A 17,074-nucleotide genomic window follows, 5' to 3' on the forward strand; every position below is an offset into this window, starting at 1 on the left:
GGGTACTGGGTACTGGGTACTGGGTACTGGGTACTGGGTACTGGGTACTGGGTACTGGGTACTGGGTACTGGGTACTGGGTACTGGGTACTGGGTACTGGGTACTGGGTACTGGGTACTGGGTACTGGGTACTGGGGACAAGGGGAAGTTAATTAACTTAAAACTTTCCTCTAACTCAAAACTCAAAACTCTCCCCAGTCCCTAGTCCCTAATCCCCAATCCCTTTAAACCACAGCTGGTTCCAATAGCTTAACGTTGGAATACTTAAACTCGGTAGTTGTTTGTTTTCCTTGTTCATGGGAACGCACTACCTGATGAGTCATGATGTAGTAGTTGCCAATTTTTTCGTAGTCATCCTCAAATTGCAACTCGTTAGTTACTTCGTTTGTCTGAGGATTGCGGAAAATGGCATCATAGCGAGAGGCAATGTAACCTTCGCCAGTATTCACACTTTCATGAGTATCAATGGTAAAGGCGACTCTACCCATTACCCGGCTAACTTGGCAAATTTCTGTGCCGCGAATCTTATAATTAGATCCCATCGCGTCACCTTTGACCAAAATTTCCATTGCGCCTGTAGTGTCAGTTTCGCCTAAGCTAAACTCGTTTTTCCCGTGTGCTTGTTCAAAGTTACCCCGTTTGCGGTGAGTAATTACGTCCCGCATCTGAGTATAGATGCTTTCTTTTACTTGTTCGTCTTCTACACCGCTAACTTCTACAGTCATGTCAGGTTTAACCTGCACTTTCCCTGTGTAAACTTCATCTCCCTGCTTAAGTTCAATATCAGCACTGAAGCCGGGAAATGCAGTGTCCCAAGTGTAACGGTTTTCGTAAGCACTACGAAATAAATCCTTCGCACTCTTTTGCTCAGCCACGGAACTCTCCTTGGAAGATCTGTACTGTTTCTTAGTTTAAAGGGTTTTGGAGACTGGAGAGGTGGGTAAAGTTTTGAGTTTTCAGTTTTGAGTTTTCAGTTTTGAGTTGGAGGAAAGTTTTAAGTTAATTGACTTACCAAGTCCCCAAGTCCCCAGTCCCCAGTCCCCAGTCCCTAGTCCCCCCAGCCCCCAGTCCCCAGTCCCCAGTCCCTAGTCCCCAGTCCCTAGTCCCCCACACTCCCTACTGTCAGCACTGGGTCTTGATACAATGGCACTGTGAAGGTTACGGTTGAGCCAAGTCCTTCACCCATGCTGTAGAATTCGACTTCGCCTTTCATGGCTTCGATCAGTTTTTGGGAGATGTAAAGTCCTAGTCCTGTTCCGCCGTATTGTCGATTATGTCCGCCGTTGACTTGGCTGAAGGATTGGAAGAGTCTACCTTGTTTTTCTAAGGATACGCCAATTCCGGTATCGACGACGCGGACGATCGCCATTGCAGGAATTTCTTGGTTGTTCGTAGACTTTTTCCGCTGTACTTCCGCGCTAATCATCACTCCGCCTTCGTGAGTGAATTTAATGGCATTTCCTACTAAATTCAACAATACTTGTAATAGTCTTTGGTAATTACCATTAAGGATAATTTTGTCTCTGGTGGCGGGTTTTTGGATGCGGAAACTAAGGTTTTTCTGTTGTGCCTGAGTTTTGGTAAAGTCTTCGACATTACTTAATAACTCTTCCAAAACTACTGGCCCTAATTCTAATTCCATTTTGCCAGCTTCAATTTTGGCAATATCTAAAATGTCGTTAATTACGTCGAGGAGATGCAAGGCGGAACGGTAGGCTTCTTGGATAAATTCCATTTGTTCTTTTGGATCGTCAGCCATACCTTCTAAAACTAGTTTCAGGAAGCCTAGCATTCCGTTTAGAGGTGTCCGCAGTTCGTGGGAGGTGTTGGCTAAAAATTCGCTTTTTAAGCGGGAGGCTTCTTCAGCTTGTTGACGGGCTTGTTCTAGTTCGTGGTATAAGGTTGCATGAGCGATCGCACTTCCTACCAAATCTGCCAACTCCCGCATTAATTCGATTTCATCATTACTCCACTGACGGTTTTCTTGATGGTCGTAAAGAACGATCAAACCATTTGGTTTATCTTGATAAAAAGTAGCAACTGCTAGCTTAGATTCTGGTTCTTCTGAATTATTTGACTCTTGTTCTATATTTGGTTCTAGAGTTTCTATTGTCTGAGTAAAATAAGCTGATTCCGCAATTTTGATTTTTTGCCCCAACAACGAACTCACTGATTCTGAGCGATATTCTGCCTTTACTGAGGCTTCCATACTCTCGCTTTTGTAAGCGCAAATTACACAGCGACTTACGTTTAGTCCTTTGCCTAAGTCATCTACGGTTCTTTGCCAAATCGTATCTAAATCTAGGGTGCGGCGAATATGACGAGAGATTTTTCTAATTAGTTTTTTATAGTGTTGTCCCCAATGTAATATTGATGCTTTGGCTGTATTCAGTTTTGCTTGTCCGCTACAGGCTATTTCGGCTTGCACTTGCCTGCCCATAACTAATACTTTAGTAGCAGATTCATCTGCTACTAATATGGGACTAACTATTAAATCAAACTTAAATTTATGTTCTTGGTACTGGAATTCACAGCAGAACCTTTCTGGTAGCTGATTGTCTAATATTTGTTGAATTTGTTCTAAGTAAGGGTTAGCTGCTACGGGGCCAAATGTTTCATTTAGGCAGCTATTGACGATCGCTTCTGAGTTAATTTGATATCGTTCGGCTTCTTGCCAGTAAAATGAAAGGTATTGACCTGTCACCTCTTGAACGTATACTAACTCTGATCCCAATCCCTGTAAACTGCTCGCATCGTTTGTCACAGCAGAATCTGATTTACGGTAAGAAACTTCTTGCCAATTCTGTAGTTTGATAGGCACGCTCATTGGAGTCAGTCACAATAATTTGTCAATTTAAAATCAGGAGATGTCGCCAATAGCACCCTAGTCGATCGTTTGCCAGCGTGCGCCTAGCGCCTATCGCTGTAGCGAATCAGTTTTGGTAATTTCTCCCTCACTAATTCGAGTTTATATCTTTCGCTCCAGAAAGCCAAATTTTTCTCTGGAGTACTACTAGAGTACTATAAGGTATTAATCATTCCATTCCCCACGCGGAGGTACTGGTGTGCGATTAATCGTGCGAGTTAATTCATCATCTCTTTGGTTAACTCCTCCTTTTAACCATTGTCGAATCGCTGCTTCAATCACTTTGCTGGGATCGTTGGTTAAATGGGTCAACTGACTCAACAAGTCTGAATCTAGATGAATCGATATTTCTACCTTTTCATCGGAACGCCGGGTATCAAGAACTGGTTCTTTCATTGGCAACTGTATATACTGAACTATACTACAAGCCCTAAACAGGCTATCATCAGTTTAGACTGACTCGCCTTTAAATCAAAGCGATCGGTTCAAACTATTCATGCAGTAACTAATTAATATTTTCTAACAATCTTAGCTGCTTATGAAGATCTGTATTTGAGTTATCCTCAATTCTGAAATCCTATTATAGCTTGTTGCTAACTAGGAAAGTAAATATTTCTCTTTTGTTGGTAAATGTTAACAAACCGCAATTTACTACTACAAAAAGACTCGGAAGAAAGAAGGCAGCGACCGGGCTTTTTCACTTATTTTCAACTGGTTAGTTATTTCTGTGACGCTGAGCTAATTAAATATTAAAATATCTTAAGCAAGATATCGATTTTTAGATTGAAGTTCTCCGCCCCATCTTTGAGCAAAGTTTATGACTGACGTACCCGTTTCTCGAATTCGGAATTTTTGTATTATTGCCCACATTGACCACGGTAAGTCAACCTTGGCCGATCGTCTGTTACAGGCTACTGGAACGGTAGCTGCACGAGATATGAAGGAGCAGTTCCTCGATAATATGGAACTGGAAAGAGAACGGGGGATTACGATTAAGCTACAAGCTGCCCGGATGAATTATAAAGCAAAAGACGGGCAGGATTACGTTCTTAATTTAATTGATACTCCCGGTCATGTGGATTTTTCTTATGAGGTGTCGCGGAGTCTCGCGGCTTGTGAGGGAGCTCTGCTGGTGGTAGATGCTTCTCAAGGTGTGGAAGCACAAACCTTGGCTAATGTTTATTTAGCGATCGAAAGTAACTTGGAAATTATTCCGGTTTTGAATAAAATTGACTTACCAGGTGCGGAACCGGAGCGAGTAAAAAAAGAAATTGAAGAGGTAATTGGTTTAGATTGTAGTGATGCGATTTTAGCTTCGGCAAAAGAAGGTATTGGAATTCCCGAAATTTTAGAGTCGATCGTTCATTTAGTACCTGCACCTCAAGATACTGTAGAAGAACGCTTACGAGCGTTAATTTTTGATAGTTATTATGACAGTTATCGGGGGGTAATTGTTTATTTTCGGGTGATGGATGGAACGGTGAAAAAGGGCGATCGTGTGCGCTTAATGGCAAGTGGCAAAGAATACGAAATTGACGAATTAGGTGTACTTTCTCCCAATCAAATTCAGGTTGACAATCTCCATGCTGGTGAAGTAGGTTATCTAGCAGCTGCAATTAAAGCTGTAGAAGATGCTCGTGTCGGTGACACAATTACTTTAGCAAATGCCGCTGCCAAGGAACCATTACCCGGTTATACTCAAGCAAAACCAATGGTATTTTGTGGAATGTTTCCTACTGATGCCGATCAATTTCCTGACTTGCGGGAAGCTTTAGAAAAGCTGAAGTTAAATGATGCCGCTTTGTCTTATGAACCGGAAACTTCTAGTGCAATGGGATTTGGTTTCCGTTGCGGTTTCTTGGGTTTATTACACATGGAAATTGTCCAAGAAAGGCTGGAAAGAGAGTATAATTTGGATTTGATTATTACTGCTCCTTCGGTAGTTTATCGAGTGACAACTAATAAAGGAGAAGAGTTATTAATCGATAATCCTAGCACTTTACCAGACCCGCAATTTCGAGAGCAAATTGAGGAGCCTTATGTACAAGTAGATATGATTACCCCGGAAGAGTATGTCGGAACATTGATGGAATTAGGTCAAAGCCGACGCGGTGTTTTCAAAGATATGAAATACTTGACTTTAGGGCGGACTACTTTAAGTTATGAATTGCCTTTAGCGGAGGTGGTGACTGACTTTTTCGATCAAATGAAATCGCGATCGCGCGGCTATGCCAGTATGGAGTATCATTTGATTGGTTATCGGGAAAATCCTTTGGTACGTTTGGATATTTTGATCAATGGCGATCCCGTAGATTCTTTAGCAATGATCGTTCACCGAGAAAAAGCTTATTATGTCGGGCGAACTTTGGTGGAAAAATTAAAAGAATTGATCCCCCGTCACCAGTTTAAAATTCCTTTGCAAGCAGCAATTGGTAGTAAAGTAATTGCCAGCGAACATATTCCCGCACTGCGAAAAGATGTGTTGGCAAAATGTTATGGTGGTGATATTTCTCGGAAGAAAAAACTACTGCAAAAACAAGCTAAGGGTAAAAAGCGAATGAAGGCTATTGGTACAGTAGATGTACCTCAAGAAGCTTTTATGGCTGTGTTACGCTTGGATAAAGAATAACTGAGAATTAACCACTAAAAGAAAACAGATGATTTTCAAGTCATCTGTTTTTTTTGATTTAAGCTTTATCAAGAAGTGTGAAGAAGTTGTTAGTTTGTGGCAGTGAGGAATAAAGATTTAATGAATTGCATGAATAAAGGTGAATTTTTGCGGCATAATTTGCTAATCTTGCTATTTGTGTAGTTGATTTTGTCAGAAAAGAAGTCAGCAGTTATGCTATCAGCCGATAAATCCGAAGTAAGATCAAGCTCAATAAGTATCTTTAAGGTTAAAGATAGTTATAGACTGAGGGATATTTCTGGAGTTATAGTTATAACGGCGGTCTTAGCTGCTGAAAATAACCTACAGCTTACAGAGAAACTATGAGAATTTTAGTAACAGGTGGAGCCGGATTTATTGGTTCCCATCTTATCGATCGCTTAATGGCACAAGGACATGAAGTTTTGTGCTTAGATAATTTTTATACCGGACATAAACGTAATTTGCTGAAGTGGTTAGATCATCCATATTTTGAATTGATCCGCCATGATGTTACCGAACCAATTCTGTTAGAAGTGGATCAAATTTATCACCTAGCTTGTCCAGCTTCGCCTGTACACTATCAATTTAATCCCATCAAGACAGTAAAAACAAATGTGATGGGAACAATTAATATGTTGGGATTAGCTAAACGGGTAAAAGCGAGGTTTTTGTTAGCTTCGACTTCGGAAGTATACGGCGATCCCGACGTGCATCCCCAAACGGAAGAATATCGGGGAAATGTGAATACGATCGGCATTCGTTCGTGTTATGACGAAGGTAAGCGAATTGCTGAAACTCTGGCTTTTGACTATCATCGGGAAAATAATGTGGAAATTCGGGTAGCAAGGATTTTCAATACTTACGGTCCTCGAATGCTGGAAAATGATGGAAGAGTGGTGAGTAATTTTATCGTTCAGGCTTTGCGGGGAATTCCTTTAACAGTTTACGGAACTGGTTCACAAACTAGAAGTTTCTGTTATGTTTCAGACTTAGTAGAAGGATTGATGCGGTTAATGAATGGAGATCGTACTGGCCCAATAAACTTGGGAAATCCAGATGAATATACTATTTTAGAACTAGCACAAAAAATTCAGCAGATGGTTAACCCAGATGCAGATATTAAGTATGAACCTCTACCGCAGGACGATCCCAGACAAAGACAACCGGACATTACTAAAGCGAAAAATTGGTTGGGATGGGAACCAACCATAGCTTTAGAACAGGGTTTGAAGTTAACTATAGAAGATTTTCGCGATCGCATCTACAATTCTCCATCCTCAGCCGTTAGCAAATGATTTAGCGATGATAGCGATCGGATTGGGTGGTCTGGGTACTATGAAATAAGTCCTGAAGTTGACAATTCCCACCTGATACCGAAACAGCTTAATTCCTATGCCAAAGTTTTAAGGTTGGCTGAATAATTTGACTGAAGGCTGATTATTTACTCTGTAAAATTTCTTTTGAGGATTCAACGTAATATGCGTGTTTGTGTAATTGGTACTGGATATGTCGGTTTAGTGACAGGCGTTTGTTTGGCACATATCGGACATCATGTTATCTGCATCGATAACAATGAAGAAAAAGTTAAGTTAATGAAATCTGGACAGTCACCAATTTTTGAACCGGGACTGTCAGAATTAATGCAATCTGCGGCTAAGGAAGGAAGATTAGAATTTTCTTCGGATTTAGCTGCGGGTGTTAATCATGGAGAAATTTTATTTATTGCTGTCGGTACTCCGCCTTTACCAACTGGTGAAAGCGATACTCGTTATGTAGAAGCGGTAGCTAGAGGAATTGGCGCTAATTTGAATGATGGCTACAAGGTTATTGTCAATAAATCTACCGTACCCATTGGTTCCGGTGACTGGGTGCGGATGATTGTCATGGATGGAATTAAAGAACGGCAAAAAGTGCTTGTAGGTGCTGGTGGCGTTATCAGCGATGAGGAAGTAGAAAAAATTGCCGCAGATTTTGATGTGGTAAGTAACCCAGAATTTCTCCGGGAAGGTTCGGCGGTTTATGATACTTTCAATCCCGATCGCATTGTCTTGGGAAGCAATAGCGAAAAGGCGCTGTCGATGATGGAAGAATTGTATGCTCCGATCACGGCGCGGAAGTATGCTGAAGATACATCTTTACCACCAGTACCAGTGGTGAAAACGGATATTAACTCAGCAGAAATGATTAAGTATGCGGCGAATGCTTTCTTAGCAACTAAGATTAGCTTTATTAACGAAGTCGCGAATATTTGCGATCGGGTTGGTGCTGATGTTACCCAAGTTGCTAGAGGTATTGGTTTAGATTCTCGTATTGGTGGCAAGTTTTTACAAGCGGGAATTGGTTGGGGTGGTTCTTGCTTCCCGAAAGATGTTTCGGCTTTAGTTCATACTGCTGATGACTATGGTTATGAAGCTCATTTGTTAAAAGCTGCTGTGAGTGTTAACCAACGTCAACGTTTAATTGCTGTAGAAAAATTACAGCATGAATTGAAAATCCTCAAAGGTAAAACTGTTGGTTTATTAGGTTTAACTTTCAAACCTGATACTGATGATATGCGCGATGCACCTGCATTAAATATTATCGAACAATTGAATCGTTTAGGTACAAAAGTTAAAGCTTACGATCCTTTAGTTTCCCAAACTGGTTTGCGTCATGGTTTAACTGGTGTAATTGTGGAAACCGATCCCGATCGCTTAGCTGATGGTTGCGATGCTTTGGTTTTAATTACTGATTGGCAACAGTTTTTGAGTTTAGATTACGCTAAAATGGCGAAACAAATGAACTCTCCAGTAATTATTGATGGTCGGAATTTCCTCGATCGCAAAGCACTAGAAGCTGCTGGTTTCCATTACGTAGGTGTCGGCAGATAAGATTTTGTTCCTCAATCAAAAATCATTACAAATTCCGAACTGTAAGTGTATTTTACAGTTCGTTTTTTTATCAAAGTTGGTAGTAGCGACTTCAGTCGTACCCTTAAAGTTTAATTAACACCGATAACAACCACCCAATAAATCCACCACCCAAAACCAACCAAGCAGGATTTACGTGATATCCAATAGTTAAAATTGCCGCAATGATAGCTAGTAATATGGCGATCGGATCGACTAAAGTAACCGTCGCTAATCTAAGAATTACAACTGCCATTAACGCCACTGCACTAACATTTACTGCATCTAAAAAAGCAGCAGTCCATTGAGAATTTCGCAGCAAAGGAATCAGGGGGTTTAAAATCAAAACAAACAAAAAAGAAGGTAAGAAAATACCGATAGTAGCCACAATTGCGCCAGGAATTCCAGATATCACATAGCCAATAAAAGTGGCAGTAGAAAGGATCGGACCAGGGGTAAATTGACCAACTGCGATCGCATCCAGCAATTGCTGCTTAGTTAACCAATGATATTGTCCAACTAATTCTCCTTCCAAAAAAGCTATTAACAAATATCCTCCTCCAAATAAGACACTGCCAACTTTTAGGAAAAATAAGCCTAATTGCCACAAAGGAATATTTTCAGGTTTCGGAAATGGTGTAACTTTTGCTAATAGGGTGGAAAAAGGAAGAGTAATTAGTAAACTATTTAAGTTATTATTTGGTTGGTTGAATTTATCGGATATTTGTAACCAAAACATTCCCAAAAATCCGCCTAAAAGCAGAGCGATCGCTTCATTTAAACCCAGCCAAGTTGCTCCGGCTACAGGTATAGCAATTAACCACATTTTGCGACTTTTAAAAGCCGATTTTCCCAAGCGCCAAATGGCATTTAAGATAATCGCTAAAACCACAGGTTTTATGCCACTTAAAAAAGGAGTAACTTGGGGTAATTGACCAAATTTGACATAAATCCAGGCAAAAATAGCGGTGATTGTAACTGCTGGAACAATAAAACATACACCTGCAATTATTAAACCTAGCCAACCACCGCGAATATAACCGATGTGAATTGCCATTTCTGTAGAATTAGGGCCAGGGATTAAATTGGTTGCACCTAATATGTCTAAAAACTGTTCTCTAGTTAACCATTGTCGCCTTTTGACAACTTCATCTTCCATGATCGAAATGTGAACTGCTGGGCCACCGAATCCGATGATACCTAGTTTGAAAAATAACTTTGCTATTTCCGTTTGTCGATCGATTGTCAGGTTATTCATAACTTTTTCCTGAAATTACTCGTTGCATAGGGAAATCTTGAAATAACACGCATAAGTCTGTTATTTGGGCAGATTTTCATCAAGGAGTGTTACTTAATGATTAACTTTTTTTCTCAAGCTGCTGTAGGTACAGCGGCGACGATCGCGATCGCTGTTACCCTAGCAGTTAAACCCGCTAATGCTCAAACTACCACTGTTTGCCACAGCGTTAATTATCAACCTGCAACTTGTTCCTTGGATACTCGCGGAGGTGTGGTTTTAGATAAAGAGTATTCCAATGCAGTTTGTGAGGGTAATTGGGGTTTTGAAGATGGTTTTGTTTGGGTAGAAAATGGCTGTCGGGCTAGATTTCGGGCGGCTGGTAATTTTGGTTTTGCACCAGAAAGAGGCGAACCTTACCCCAGCGAAGGTTCTTATCCTCCTGGTGATTATTCAGAAGAAGGCGATCGCGAATATTATGAAGAGGAAAATTAAGGAGGTAGGCTCAGTTTTACTGTGTAATTTTAGACTGATGTTTGGTTGATTGGATTTGCGATCGGCATTAATTCTTACTGAAAATCTTAAGTTTTTCTAAAGATTACAGGTAGGAATTTTTGCCGTTATTTTTGTTAAATATTTTACCTGATAACTACGATACAATGAACACTGAGATGCCAACGATCGATCAAAATCCGTAGGGGCGGGTTTAGCCAAAATCTTTAAATTCCCACAAACAACATTGAAATCAAAACCCGCCCTTCATCCATGTTTTTGTAGGTAATTGGCTAATTTCAGATCGTCTGTTAACACTAAATATTGCTCTCTAGCCACATTGATTATTCCACAATCAGTTAAGCCAAACTTAGCAAAATTCTCTGTCTGTGTAGCAATAAGCTGTTACGCATTTAAAAGTCATATTGTAGGGTGCGTCAGATTTAGATATTTTCCTTTCTACATAGGCTTTACCGTCTGACGCACCCTACTCGTTAATAAGTGAAGCCAAAAGAGCATTACATATTCAAGTTTCCCGAATAGAATCAGAGATAACAAAGTTGTGGGGAAGAAGTTTTTAGCCGAGAAACAACAGAGAAAATTCGAGTTATGTTGCATGGAGAAACAAAACCAATTAAATCTATTGCTGTTGATGTTTTTTCTTATCCCTCTCCTGCTAAAGCATCTTAATTATCAACATTTCACAATATTATGTTAAGTTAGGTGGAGTTTTTAACCGAATTGGTTGGTGAAAAGATTTTAACTCAGCGGAAGTGCGATCGCTCATCAATGAAAGGCTCAAAATGCGATCGCCAACACTCAACTAAGCAACCAACAAAGGTTTTTCAGGAAGCATTCTCGGTTCTGGTAATGGTTGATTTTCTTCCAGAAGCATTTCCACAAAAGTCTCGATTACTTCCTGACCATTTTTAGCCGCTTCTTCATAAGTTCTACCATGAATATGAAACTGCTGCCAGGGAAATTCCGGCAAATGAACCAAGAAAAGTTGATCCTCTTCCGACCATTGAATTACCATGCTGTAGTGATAGCTCATTCTTCACCTTCCAGGTTTTTATTCTGATGAGTCAAGTTAACTATGCTGCTATGTCCGATGATCAATTAAGACAATATTTTCTCAGACATCGAGAGGACAAAAAGGCACTTCGAGCTTATTTGGATAGACTGAGCGATCGCCCACCTCATATTATTACAACAGTTGACGACCCCGACTTTGATACCAAAATTCAAGCAGCAATCTTGCGGCAAATGCAAGCCTCCGATAGTAACGATGAAACGACAGTCTAAATCACGATCGACCGTCAAAATTCAAAAGGCAAAAGAAGTTAGTTTGTACTCCTTTTGCCTTTTAAATTTCCAATTACCTCAAAACTAAAAATCAGCCAGTTTTAGGAAAGTGTTCAATTTGAGCATAACCACTGAAGAGTAATTTTTTTCCTTGAGTTTCTAAACGGTTAATTCTCATGGTTACGCCGTCGAGATCGAAGCGATCGAGATCGACCATGTTATTTAACACTTCAGCCAAAGCATTTGCCAGAGATTGGGAAATTTCTCGGAGAGATTCAGGAACGGCTTCAGATTGAAATACAGGGTTTTGAAAAGCAATGCGGCGACGACGTTCTACGGCTAAAGTCATCAGCATGGAAATTGGTACGGTGCCATGATTGGGAAGTTCAGCTTTGGCAAATAGACGAATCCGGTTGCCGTTTTCGAGTTCGATATGCACTTCGTTGAAGGAAACAGGCTGTCCTCCCGAAAGTTCGCTTAAAGAGTCAGAGGAGAGATTTTGCAGACGTTTGGTAACTAGTTCGGCTTGGAAAGCTTCGTTGATGCCAGTTTCGGAAAGGGTAACTTGAGCGATCGCCTGTGTTGGCTGTTTCAGAGAAATCTTACCACTCAAAATCGAACTGAAGTCAATGGAGACAGCATCCGTCTCAAAAGACATCTCCTCAACCGGAAATTGTCTCCGAATCACCAAGCCCCGACCATTCATTTTAAAACTGTCGATGCTACCTTGTAACAGTTTGTTGGAAGGAGAGCAGCGGACAAATACCTCCACAGACTCGCTCTTACTGAACAAGTGGCGGATGGATTGGCTGGCAACCGTGTTGAGCATTTTTTCGCCCCAGTCAGTGCCAGGATTATTATTAAAACCAGTCAGACCACCTAACATAAAGATTTGTGTCTACAGAGGATCTTCATCCTTTGTAACAAAATATGAAGAACAGAGCAATGATTTGGCGATACCAAGTTTAAATTTCATTCATAAGTAAGGGATTTGGGACTGGGGAAAGTTTTGAGTTGTAGGGGCGGGTTTAGCAGACGAGTCTGTGTTCACAGCAGAAGAATTAACGACAAAACCCGCCCCGACTCTCTGTGAGGGCGGGTTTTGCCTAAAGATTATTTGTCAGCGAAAAAGGTTGTCTATCAAACTCGCCCCGACTCTCTGTGAGGGCGGGTTTTGCCTAAAGATTATTTGTCAGCGAAAAAGGTTGTCTACTAAACCCGCCCCTACATCAACTTCCCCAAAAGCACTTCTACCTCTTCTGGAATAGGTCGATCGCAAACTGTAGAGCAAGTCTGATGCTTTACCTGTTGAGGTGAGGATTGGGGAAATTTTTGTCAACCTTGGTTGACAAAAATCTTACCAAAAAAAATGGGTTTAAAGCCCCGTCCTTGTAGGACGGCTTTCGTTAATCATGATATACTTATGCCAAATCAATCAGCGTAAATATGTTGGTATTTGAAGCCAAACTTCAGGGAACAAAACAGCAGTATGAAAAGCTGGATGAAGCCATTCGTACAGCAAGGTTTGTTCGCAACAGTTGCATCAAATACTGGATAGACAATAAGAGAATTGGCAAATACGAGTTGAGTGCTTATTGCGCGGTACTTGCCAAAGAATACCCTTGGGCGAGAAAACTTAATTCTCAAGCTCGACAGGCATCGGCGGAACGTGCATGGAGTTCCATTGCTCGGTTCTATGACAACTGTAAAAAAAGTCAGCCAGGAAAAAAAGGTTTTCCCAAATTCAAAAAGCATCAAACTCATGGTTCTGTGGAATACAAAAACACAGGCTGGAAACTTTCGGAAGATAGGCGATATATCACCTTCACCGATGGGTTTGAAGCAGGATGTTTTAAATTGTGGGGAACTCGCGACTTGCACTTCTATCAATTGAAGCAGATTAAGCGAGTTAGAGTTGTCCGTCGTGCTGACGGGTACTACGCTCAGTTTTGCCTGGATGTGGAACGGGTAGAGAGACGAGAACCAACAGGTAAAAACATTGGGTTGGATGTTGGACTGACTAATTTCTATACCGATTCGGATGGGCGGACGGTGGAAAATCCCCGTCATTTGAGAGAGTCCGAAAAGGCTCTCAGACGACTGAGTAAAAAACTCTCTCGTACTGCCAAAGGCTCGAAAAATAGAGCCAAAGCGAGAAATTGTTGGAGTAGAAAGCACCTGAAGGTAAGCAGGCAGCGTCAAGATTTTGCCGTGAAGTTGGCAAGATGCGTCATCCAGTCTCACGACTTGGTTGCCTACGAGGACTTGCAGGTGCGAAACATGGTAAAGAATCGGAGATTGGCAAAATCTATCTCTGATGCGGCATGGACAAATTTTCGTCAATGGTTGGAATATTTTGGCAAGGTATTTGGAGTGGTGACGGTTGCCGTGCCACCTCACTACACTAGTGCTGATTGCTCCCACTGTGGAAAGCCTGTGAAGAAGTCTCTTTCGCAAAGAACTCATAGATGTCCTGATTGTGGGTTCATCTTAGACCGCGATTGGAACGCCGCAATCAACATACTAGAAAAAGCACTTCGTACCGTAGGGCATACGGGAACGCTAGCCCTGAGCTTAGTCGAAGGGAACGCCTCTGGAGATATCGACCTCTGCTTAGGTGAGGAAACTCCTTTAAGTAAGCCGAGTCACAGAAAGAGGAAGCCCAAGAAGTGATTCTTGGAATCCCTGTGCGTTTACGCCAGGGAGGATGTCAATTCAGGTGGGCATCCTCAGCTGAGATAAGGTAGAGAAAAGTTTTTGTCCCAAACAATCATGTCAAAAGAACTGGCAATTTGTACTCGCGGACTGACTAAGCAATTCGATCGCTATATTGCTGTCAATGATGTTGATTTAGAAGTAGCAGTAGGAGAAGTTTATGGTTTAATTGGGCCAAATGGGGCGGGGAAAACGACGTTGATCCGAATGTTGGCGGCGGCGGAAGAACCGAGTATTGGGGAAATTTACATTAATGGCGAGAGGTTGTTACGCGATCAAAGTAACCCAACTTTAAAGCAGCGACTTGGTTATCTTCCTGATGATTTTCCGCTTTATGATGATTTGACAGTTTGGGATTATTTAGATTATTTTGCCCGACTTTATCGATTGCGGGAACCGCGGCGCAGACAAAGGTTATATGAAGTTTTGGAATTGGTGCAGCTGACCAATAAGCGCAATAGTCCAATTAACACTTTGTCGCGAGGGATGAAACAGCGGCTTAGTTTGGCAAGAACAATTATTCACGAACCAATTTTACTCTTGTTAGATGAACCTGTTTCGGGGTTAGATCCGATCGCTAGAATGCAGTTTCGAGAAATTATCAAAACTTTGCAAGAAGCGGGAATGACAATTTTAATTTCTTCCCATGTTTTAACTGATTTGGCAGAACTTTGCACTTCGGTAGGAATTATGGAATTGGGATATTTAGTGGAAAGTGCGAGTTTAGCAGAACTTTATCGCCGCCTTAGTCGCCAGCAAATCATCATGTCTACTTTGGGAAATTTAGATCCGCTGTTATCAGAGTTGAAAAACTCTCCCTTAGTTGAAGGATATGAAGTTTTGTTAGGAACAAATCAAGTCAGGGTTGATTTTAGCGGGACTGCAAAAGATTGTGCTAAGCTGTTGCGATCGCTAGTGAAAGCTGGCATTCCCTTAAATGAATTCCATTGTACTCAAGAAGATTTAGAAACCATCTTCTTAAAAATGGGTCACAAACAAGCATCTTAATAGTCACCAATCCTAAGCATAAAATAAATGGAGGAGGAAAAATGATCGGGAATGCGATCGACGAAATCGGCAATTTAAATCCCCAAATGTGGCGCGAAATTAAAGGTCGCCTCAAACCTCGAAACATAGTAATCAGCGTAGCTATTTCCCTACTCACCCAATTTTTGCTTGTTCAGTATTTCTTAACTCAACTTCCCTCTGAACCTATTTCAGGAAAATTTCGATCTCCTATTTACAACACTTATTGTACAGGAAAACGTACTTATGAATATTCCTCAAATGTTGTCTGTATTCGAGATAGTTTTGGTAACTTCATCATCAACTGGGAACTTTGGAATCGAGATGTATTTGTTTGTTTAAGTTTTGTTGCCATCTTTTCCTTGTTAGTAATAGGAACTTATTTACTAATCAACGATTTATCTCAGGAAGAACGGCGCGGAACCTTAAATTTTATTCGCCTCAGTCCTCAATCCAATCTAAGCATTTTAATAGGCAAAATTTTCGGCGTTCCCATTTTACTTTATCTCGCCATTGTGCTAGCAATACCTTTGCACTTGTGGACAGGGATATCAGGAATTGGAAATTTTGAGGATTACTCAGATCAAGACTTCAACTTCGGTCTTTATCCATTAGGTCAGATAGGGTGTTTTTACTGTGTTGTTATTGCTTGCTGCATTCTATTTTATAGTGCAGCATTACTCTATTCTTTAGTGAGTAATTGGTTAGGAGGTTTTCAACCTTGGTTAGGTACTGGAGTAGTTTTAGGTTTTCTTTGGTTGAATTACTTACTTACCTATTCTCCCCTAAATACTCCCCTTTCTTGGCTAAGATTGCTCACGCCATTTGATTTAATTCCTGATGTATTGCATAGTTCTTTTTATCGGTATAACTACCAGTATTTGAGCAAATCACTTAGTCTTAATCTACAATGGTACAACTTACCAATTGGTGAAATTGGGTTTTTTAGAAAAACTAGGGCATTTTTACGTCTGTTTTCTTTGCTAAATTTTGCCCTGTGGAATTGTTGGATTTGGCAAGCTTTAAATCGCTCTTTTCGTAACCCCAATAAAACTATTCTCAGCAAGGGTCAAAGCTATTTATTAACAGCTTGTTTCCAGATTTCCTTAATCGGATTTACCGTACCTGGATATACTTCTAATTATCTTTCAGCAAAAGACTGGCTGTTTCAACACTTCATGTTTTTATGTGCCTTAAACTTCCTGCTGTTTTTAGTGTTAATTGCCATTCTTTCACCCCATCGTCAAGTGTTACATGATTGGGCACGTTACCGACATCAAAACCAGGGTAAATCACTGATTAAAGATTTGATATTCGGTGAAAAAAGCCCTGCATTAGTCGCAATAGCAATTAATTTGGGAATAGCAATTACTGCTATCAGTTTATGGAGTTTAAGTTCCGCAGCAGAGTTTAAGTATAAAGCTGCTACCCTAGTCAGTCTAGCTTTCGCATTTACTTTAGTCATGCTTTATGCTGTCCTAACTCAAATATTGTTGTTTGTTCGCATCAAAAACAATATTATTTGGGCAATTGGTGCATTAAGCGCCAGCATTTTTCTGCCCCTAATTGGGTTAGCAGTATTCCAAGTTAATCCTGATAAAAGTTTAGGTTTTCTTTGGTACTTTTCTGTGTTAGCACCCCTAGCAACTTATTGGGAAGAAACCCCAGTAGTACAAATCTTTGTATCAGCTTTAGCACAGTGGACTGTAATTGGATTATTAACTGTACAGTTAACCAGAAAACTGCAACTTGCTGGAGAATCTGCTACTAAAGCTTTATTGCAAGAACGAAAAGCTTTACCTGCAAGAAACCTGTGAAAAAACAATGATTATTGGTGGAAAAATTTCTGCCAATAGCTACTCGCAAATTACCAGTTATAAATTTGAGGAAACATC

Annotated in this window: 15 protein-coding genes; 8 read left to right on the forward strand and 7 right to left on the reverse strand. The window is 40.7% G+C overall.

Annotation, left to right across the window (positions count from 1 at the left end; all coding sequences use genetic code 11):
* Positions 1 to 224 precede the first annotated feature (224 nt).
* The 3 genes from ACE1B6_RS12385 to ACE1B6_RS12395 form a co-directional block, all read right to left on the reverse strand.
* On the reverse strand, positions 225 to 875 hold the full coding sequence (locus ACE1B6_RS12385; RefSeq protein WP_413257541.1) for a DUF3386 domain-containing protein: 651 nt from the start codon (positions 873 to 875) through the stop codon (positions 225 to 227).
* A gap of 224 nt (positions 876 to 1,099) precedes the next feature.
* Positions 1,100 to 2,827: a GAF domain-containing sensor histidine kinase gene (locus ACE1B6_RS12390; protein ID WP_413257542.1), complete on the reverse strand. Its 1,728-nt coding sequence runs from the start codon at positions 2,825 to 2,827 to the stop codon at positions 1,100 to 1,102.
* 204 nt (positions 2,828 to 3,031) lie between these two features.
* Positions 3,032 to 3,262, reverse strand: coding sequence for a hypothetical protein (locus ACE1B6_RS12395; RefSeq protein ID WP_413257543.1), 231 nt, complete (start codon positions 3,260 to 3,262; stop codon positions 3,032 to 3,034).
* Positions 3,263 to 3,683: 421 nt separating this feature from the next.
* Between ACE1B6_RS12395 and lepA the strand changes: the two genes are divergently transcribed.
* The 3 genes from lepA (at position 3,684) to ACE1B6_RS12410 (ending at position 8,386) form a co-directional block, all read left to right on the forward strand.
* On the forward strand, positions 3,684 to 5,495 hold the full coding sequence (lepA, locus tag ACE1B6_RS12400; protein ID WP_413257544.1) for a translation elongation factor 4: 1,812 nt from the start codon (positions 3,684 to 3,686) through the stop codon (positions 5,493 to 5,495).
* 362 nt (positions 5,496 to 5,857) lie between these two features.
* The gene (locus ACE1B6_RS12405) at positions 5,858 to 6,811 is read left to right on the forward strand and encodes a UDP-glucuronic acid decarboxylase family protein (RefSeq protein WP_413257545.1); all 954 of its coding nucleotides are present in this window, start codon (positions 5,858 to 5,860) and stop codon (positions 6,809 to 6,811) included.
* 183 nt (positions 6,812 to 6,994) lie between these two features.
* Entirely contained in the window at positions 6,995 to 8,386 is a 1,392-nt protein-coding gene (locus ACE1B6_RS12410) for a UDP-glucose dehydrogenase family protein (RefSeq protein WP_413257582.1), read from the forward strand.
* A 103-nt stretch (positions 8,387 to 8,489) separates the two neighbouring features.
* Here the strand turns inward: ACE1B6_RS12410 and chrA are convergent, their stop codons facing one another.
* Positions 8,490 to 9,662, reverse strand: a complete 1,173-nt coding sequence (gene chrA / locus ACE1B6_RS12415) for a chromate efflux transporter (RefSeq protein ID WP_413257546.1) — start codon at positions 9,660 to 9,662, stop codon at positions 8,490 to 8,492.
* 96 nt (positions 9,663 to 9,758) lie between these two features.
* Between chrA and ACE1B6_RS12420 the strand changes: the two genes are divergently transcribed.
* Entirely contained in the window at positions 9,759 to 10,136 is a 378-nt protein-coding gene (locus ACE1B6_RS12420; protein WP_413257547.1) for a DUF3011 domain-containing protein, read from the forward strand.
* Positions 10,137 to 10,956: 820 nt separating this feature from the next.
* Here the strand turns inward: ACE1B6_RS12420 and ACE1B6_RS12425 are convergent.
* Positions 10,957 to 11,187, reverse strand: coding sequence for a type II toxin-antitoxin system HicB family antitoxin (locus ACE1B6_RS12425; protein WP_413257548.1), 231 nt, complete (start codon positions 11,185 to 11,187; stop codon positions 10,957 to 10,959).
* Positions 11,188 to 11,213: 26 nt separating this feature from the next.
* On the opposite strand from ACE1B6_RS12425, the gene ACE1B6_RS12430 reads away from it, so the two are divergent.
* The gene (locus ACE1B6_RS12430; RefSeq protein ID WP_413257549.1) at positions 11,214 to 11,438 is read left to right on the forward strand and encodes a DUF6887 family protein; all 225 of its coding nucleotides are present in this window, start codon (positions 11,214 to 11,216) and stop codon (positions 11,436 to 11,438) included.
* A 91-nt stretch (positions 11,439 to 11,529) separates the two neighbouring features.
* On the opposite strand, the gene ACE1B6_RS12435 is transcribed toward ACE1B6_RS12430, so the two are convergent.
* Positions 11,530 to 12,324, reverse strand: a complete 795-nt coding sequence (locus tag ACE1B6_RS12435; RefSeq protein WP_413257550.1) for an LmeA family phospholipid-binding protein — start codon at positions 12,322 to 12,324, stop codon at positions 11,530 to 11,532.
* 306 nt (positions 12,325 to 12,630) lie between these two features.
* Positions 12,631 to 12,777: a hypothetical protein gene (locus ACE1B6_RS12440; RefSeq protein WP_413257551.1), complete on the reverse strand. Its 147-nt coding sequence runs from the start codon at positions 12,775 to 12,777 to the stop codon at positions 12,631 to 12,633.
* 107 nt (positions 12,778 to 12,884) lie between these two features.
* Between ACE1B6_RS12440 and ACE1B6_RS12445 the strand changes: the two genes are divergently transcribed.
* The 3 genes from ACE1B6_RS12445 to ACE1B6_RS12455 all read left to right on the forward strand — a co-directional run bounded on the left by ACE1B6_RS12445 (position 12,885) and on the right by ACE1B6_RS12455 (position 16,996).
* Positions 12,885 to 14,111: an RNA-guided endonuclease InsQ/TnpB family protein gene (locus ACE1B6_RS12445; protein ID WP_413257552.1), complete on the forward strand. Its 1,227-nt coding sequence runs from the start codon at positions 12,885 to 12,887 to the stop codon at positions 14,109 to 14,111.
* 99 nt (positions 14,112 to 14,210) lie between these two features.
* A complete protein-coding gene (locus ACE1B6_RS12450; RefSeq protein WP_413257553.1) occupies positions 14,211 to 15,161 on the forward strand; it encodes an ABC transporter ATP-binding protein in 951 nt (316 codons plus the stop codon).
* A 41-nt stretch (positions 15,162 to 15,202) separates the two neighbouring features.
* Positions 15,203 to 16,996: a hypothetical protein gene (locus ACE1B6_RS12455; RefSeq protein WP_413257554.1), complete on the forward strand. Its 1,794-nt coding sequence runs from the start codon at positions 15,203 to 15,205 to the stop codon at positions 16,994 to 16,996.
* Positions 16,997 to 17,074: the final 78 nt, after the last annotated feature.

This window comes from Floridaenema fluviatile BLCC-F154 (assembly GCF_041929135.1).
GTDB lineage: Bacteria > Cyanobacteriota > Cyanobacteriia > Cyanobacteriales > Aerosakkonemataceae > Floridanema > Floridanema fluviatile.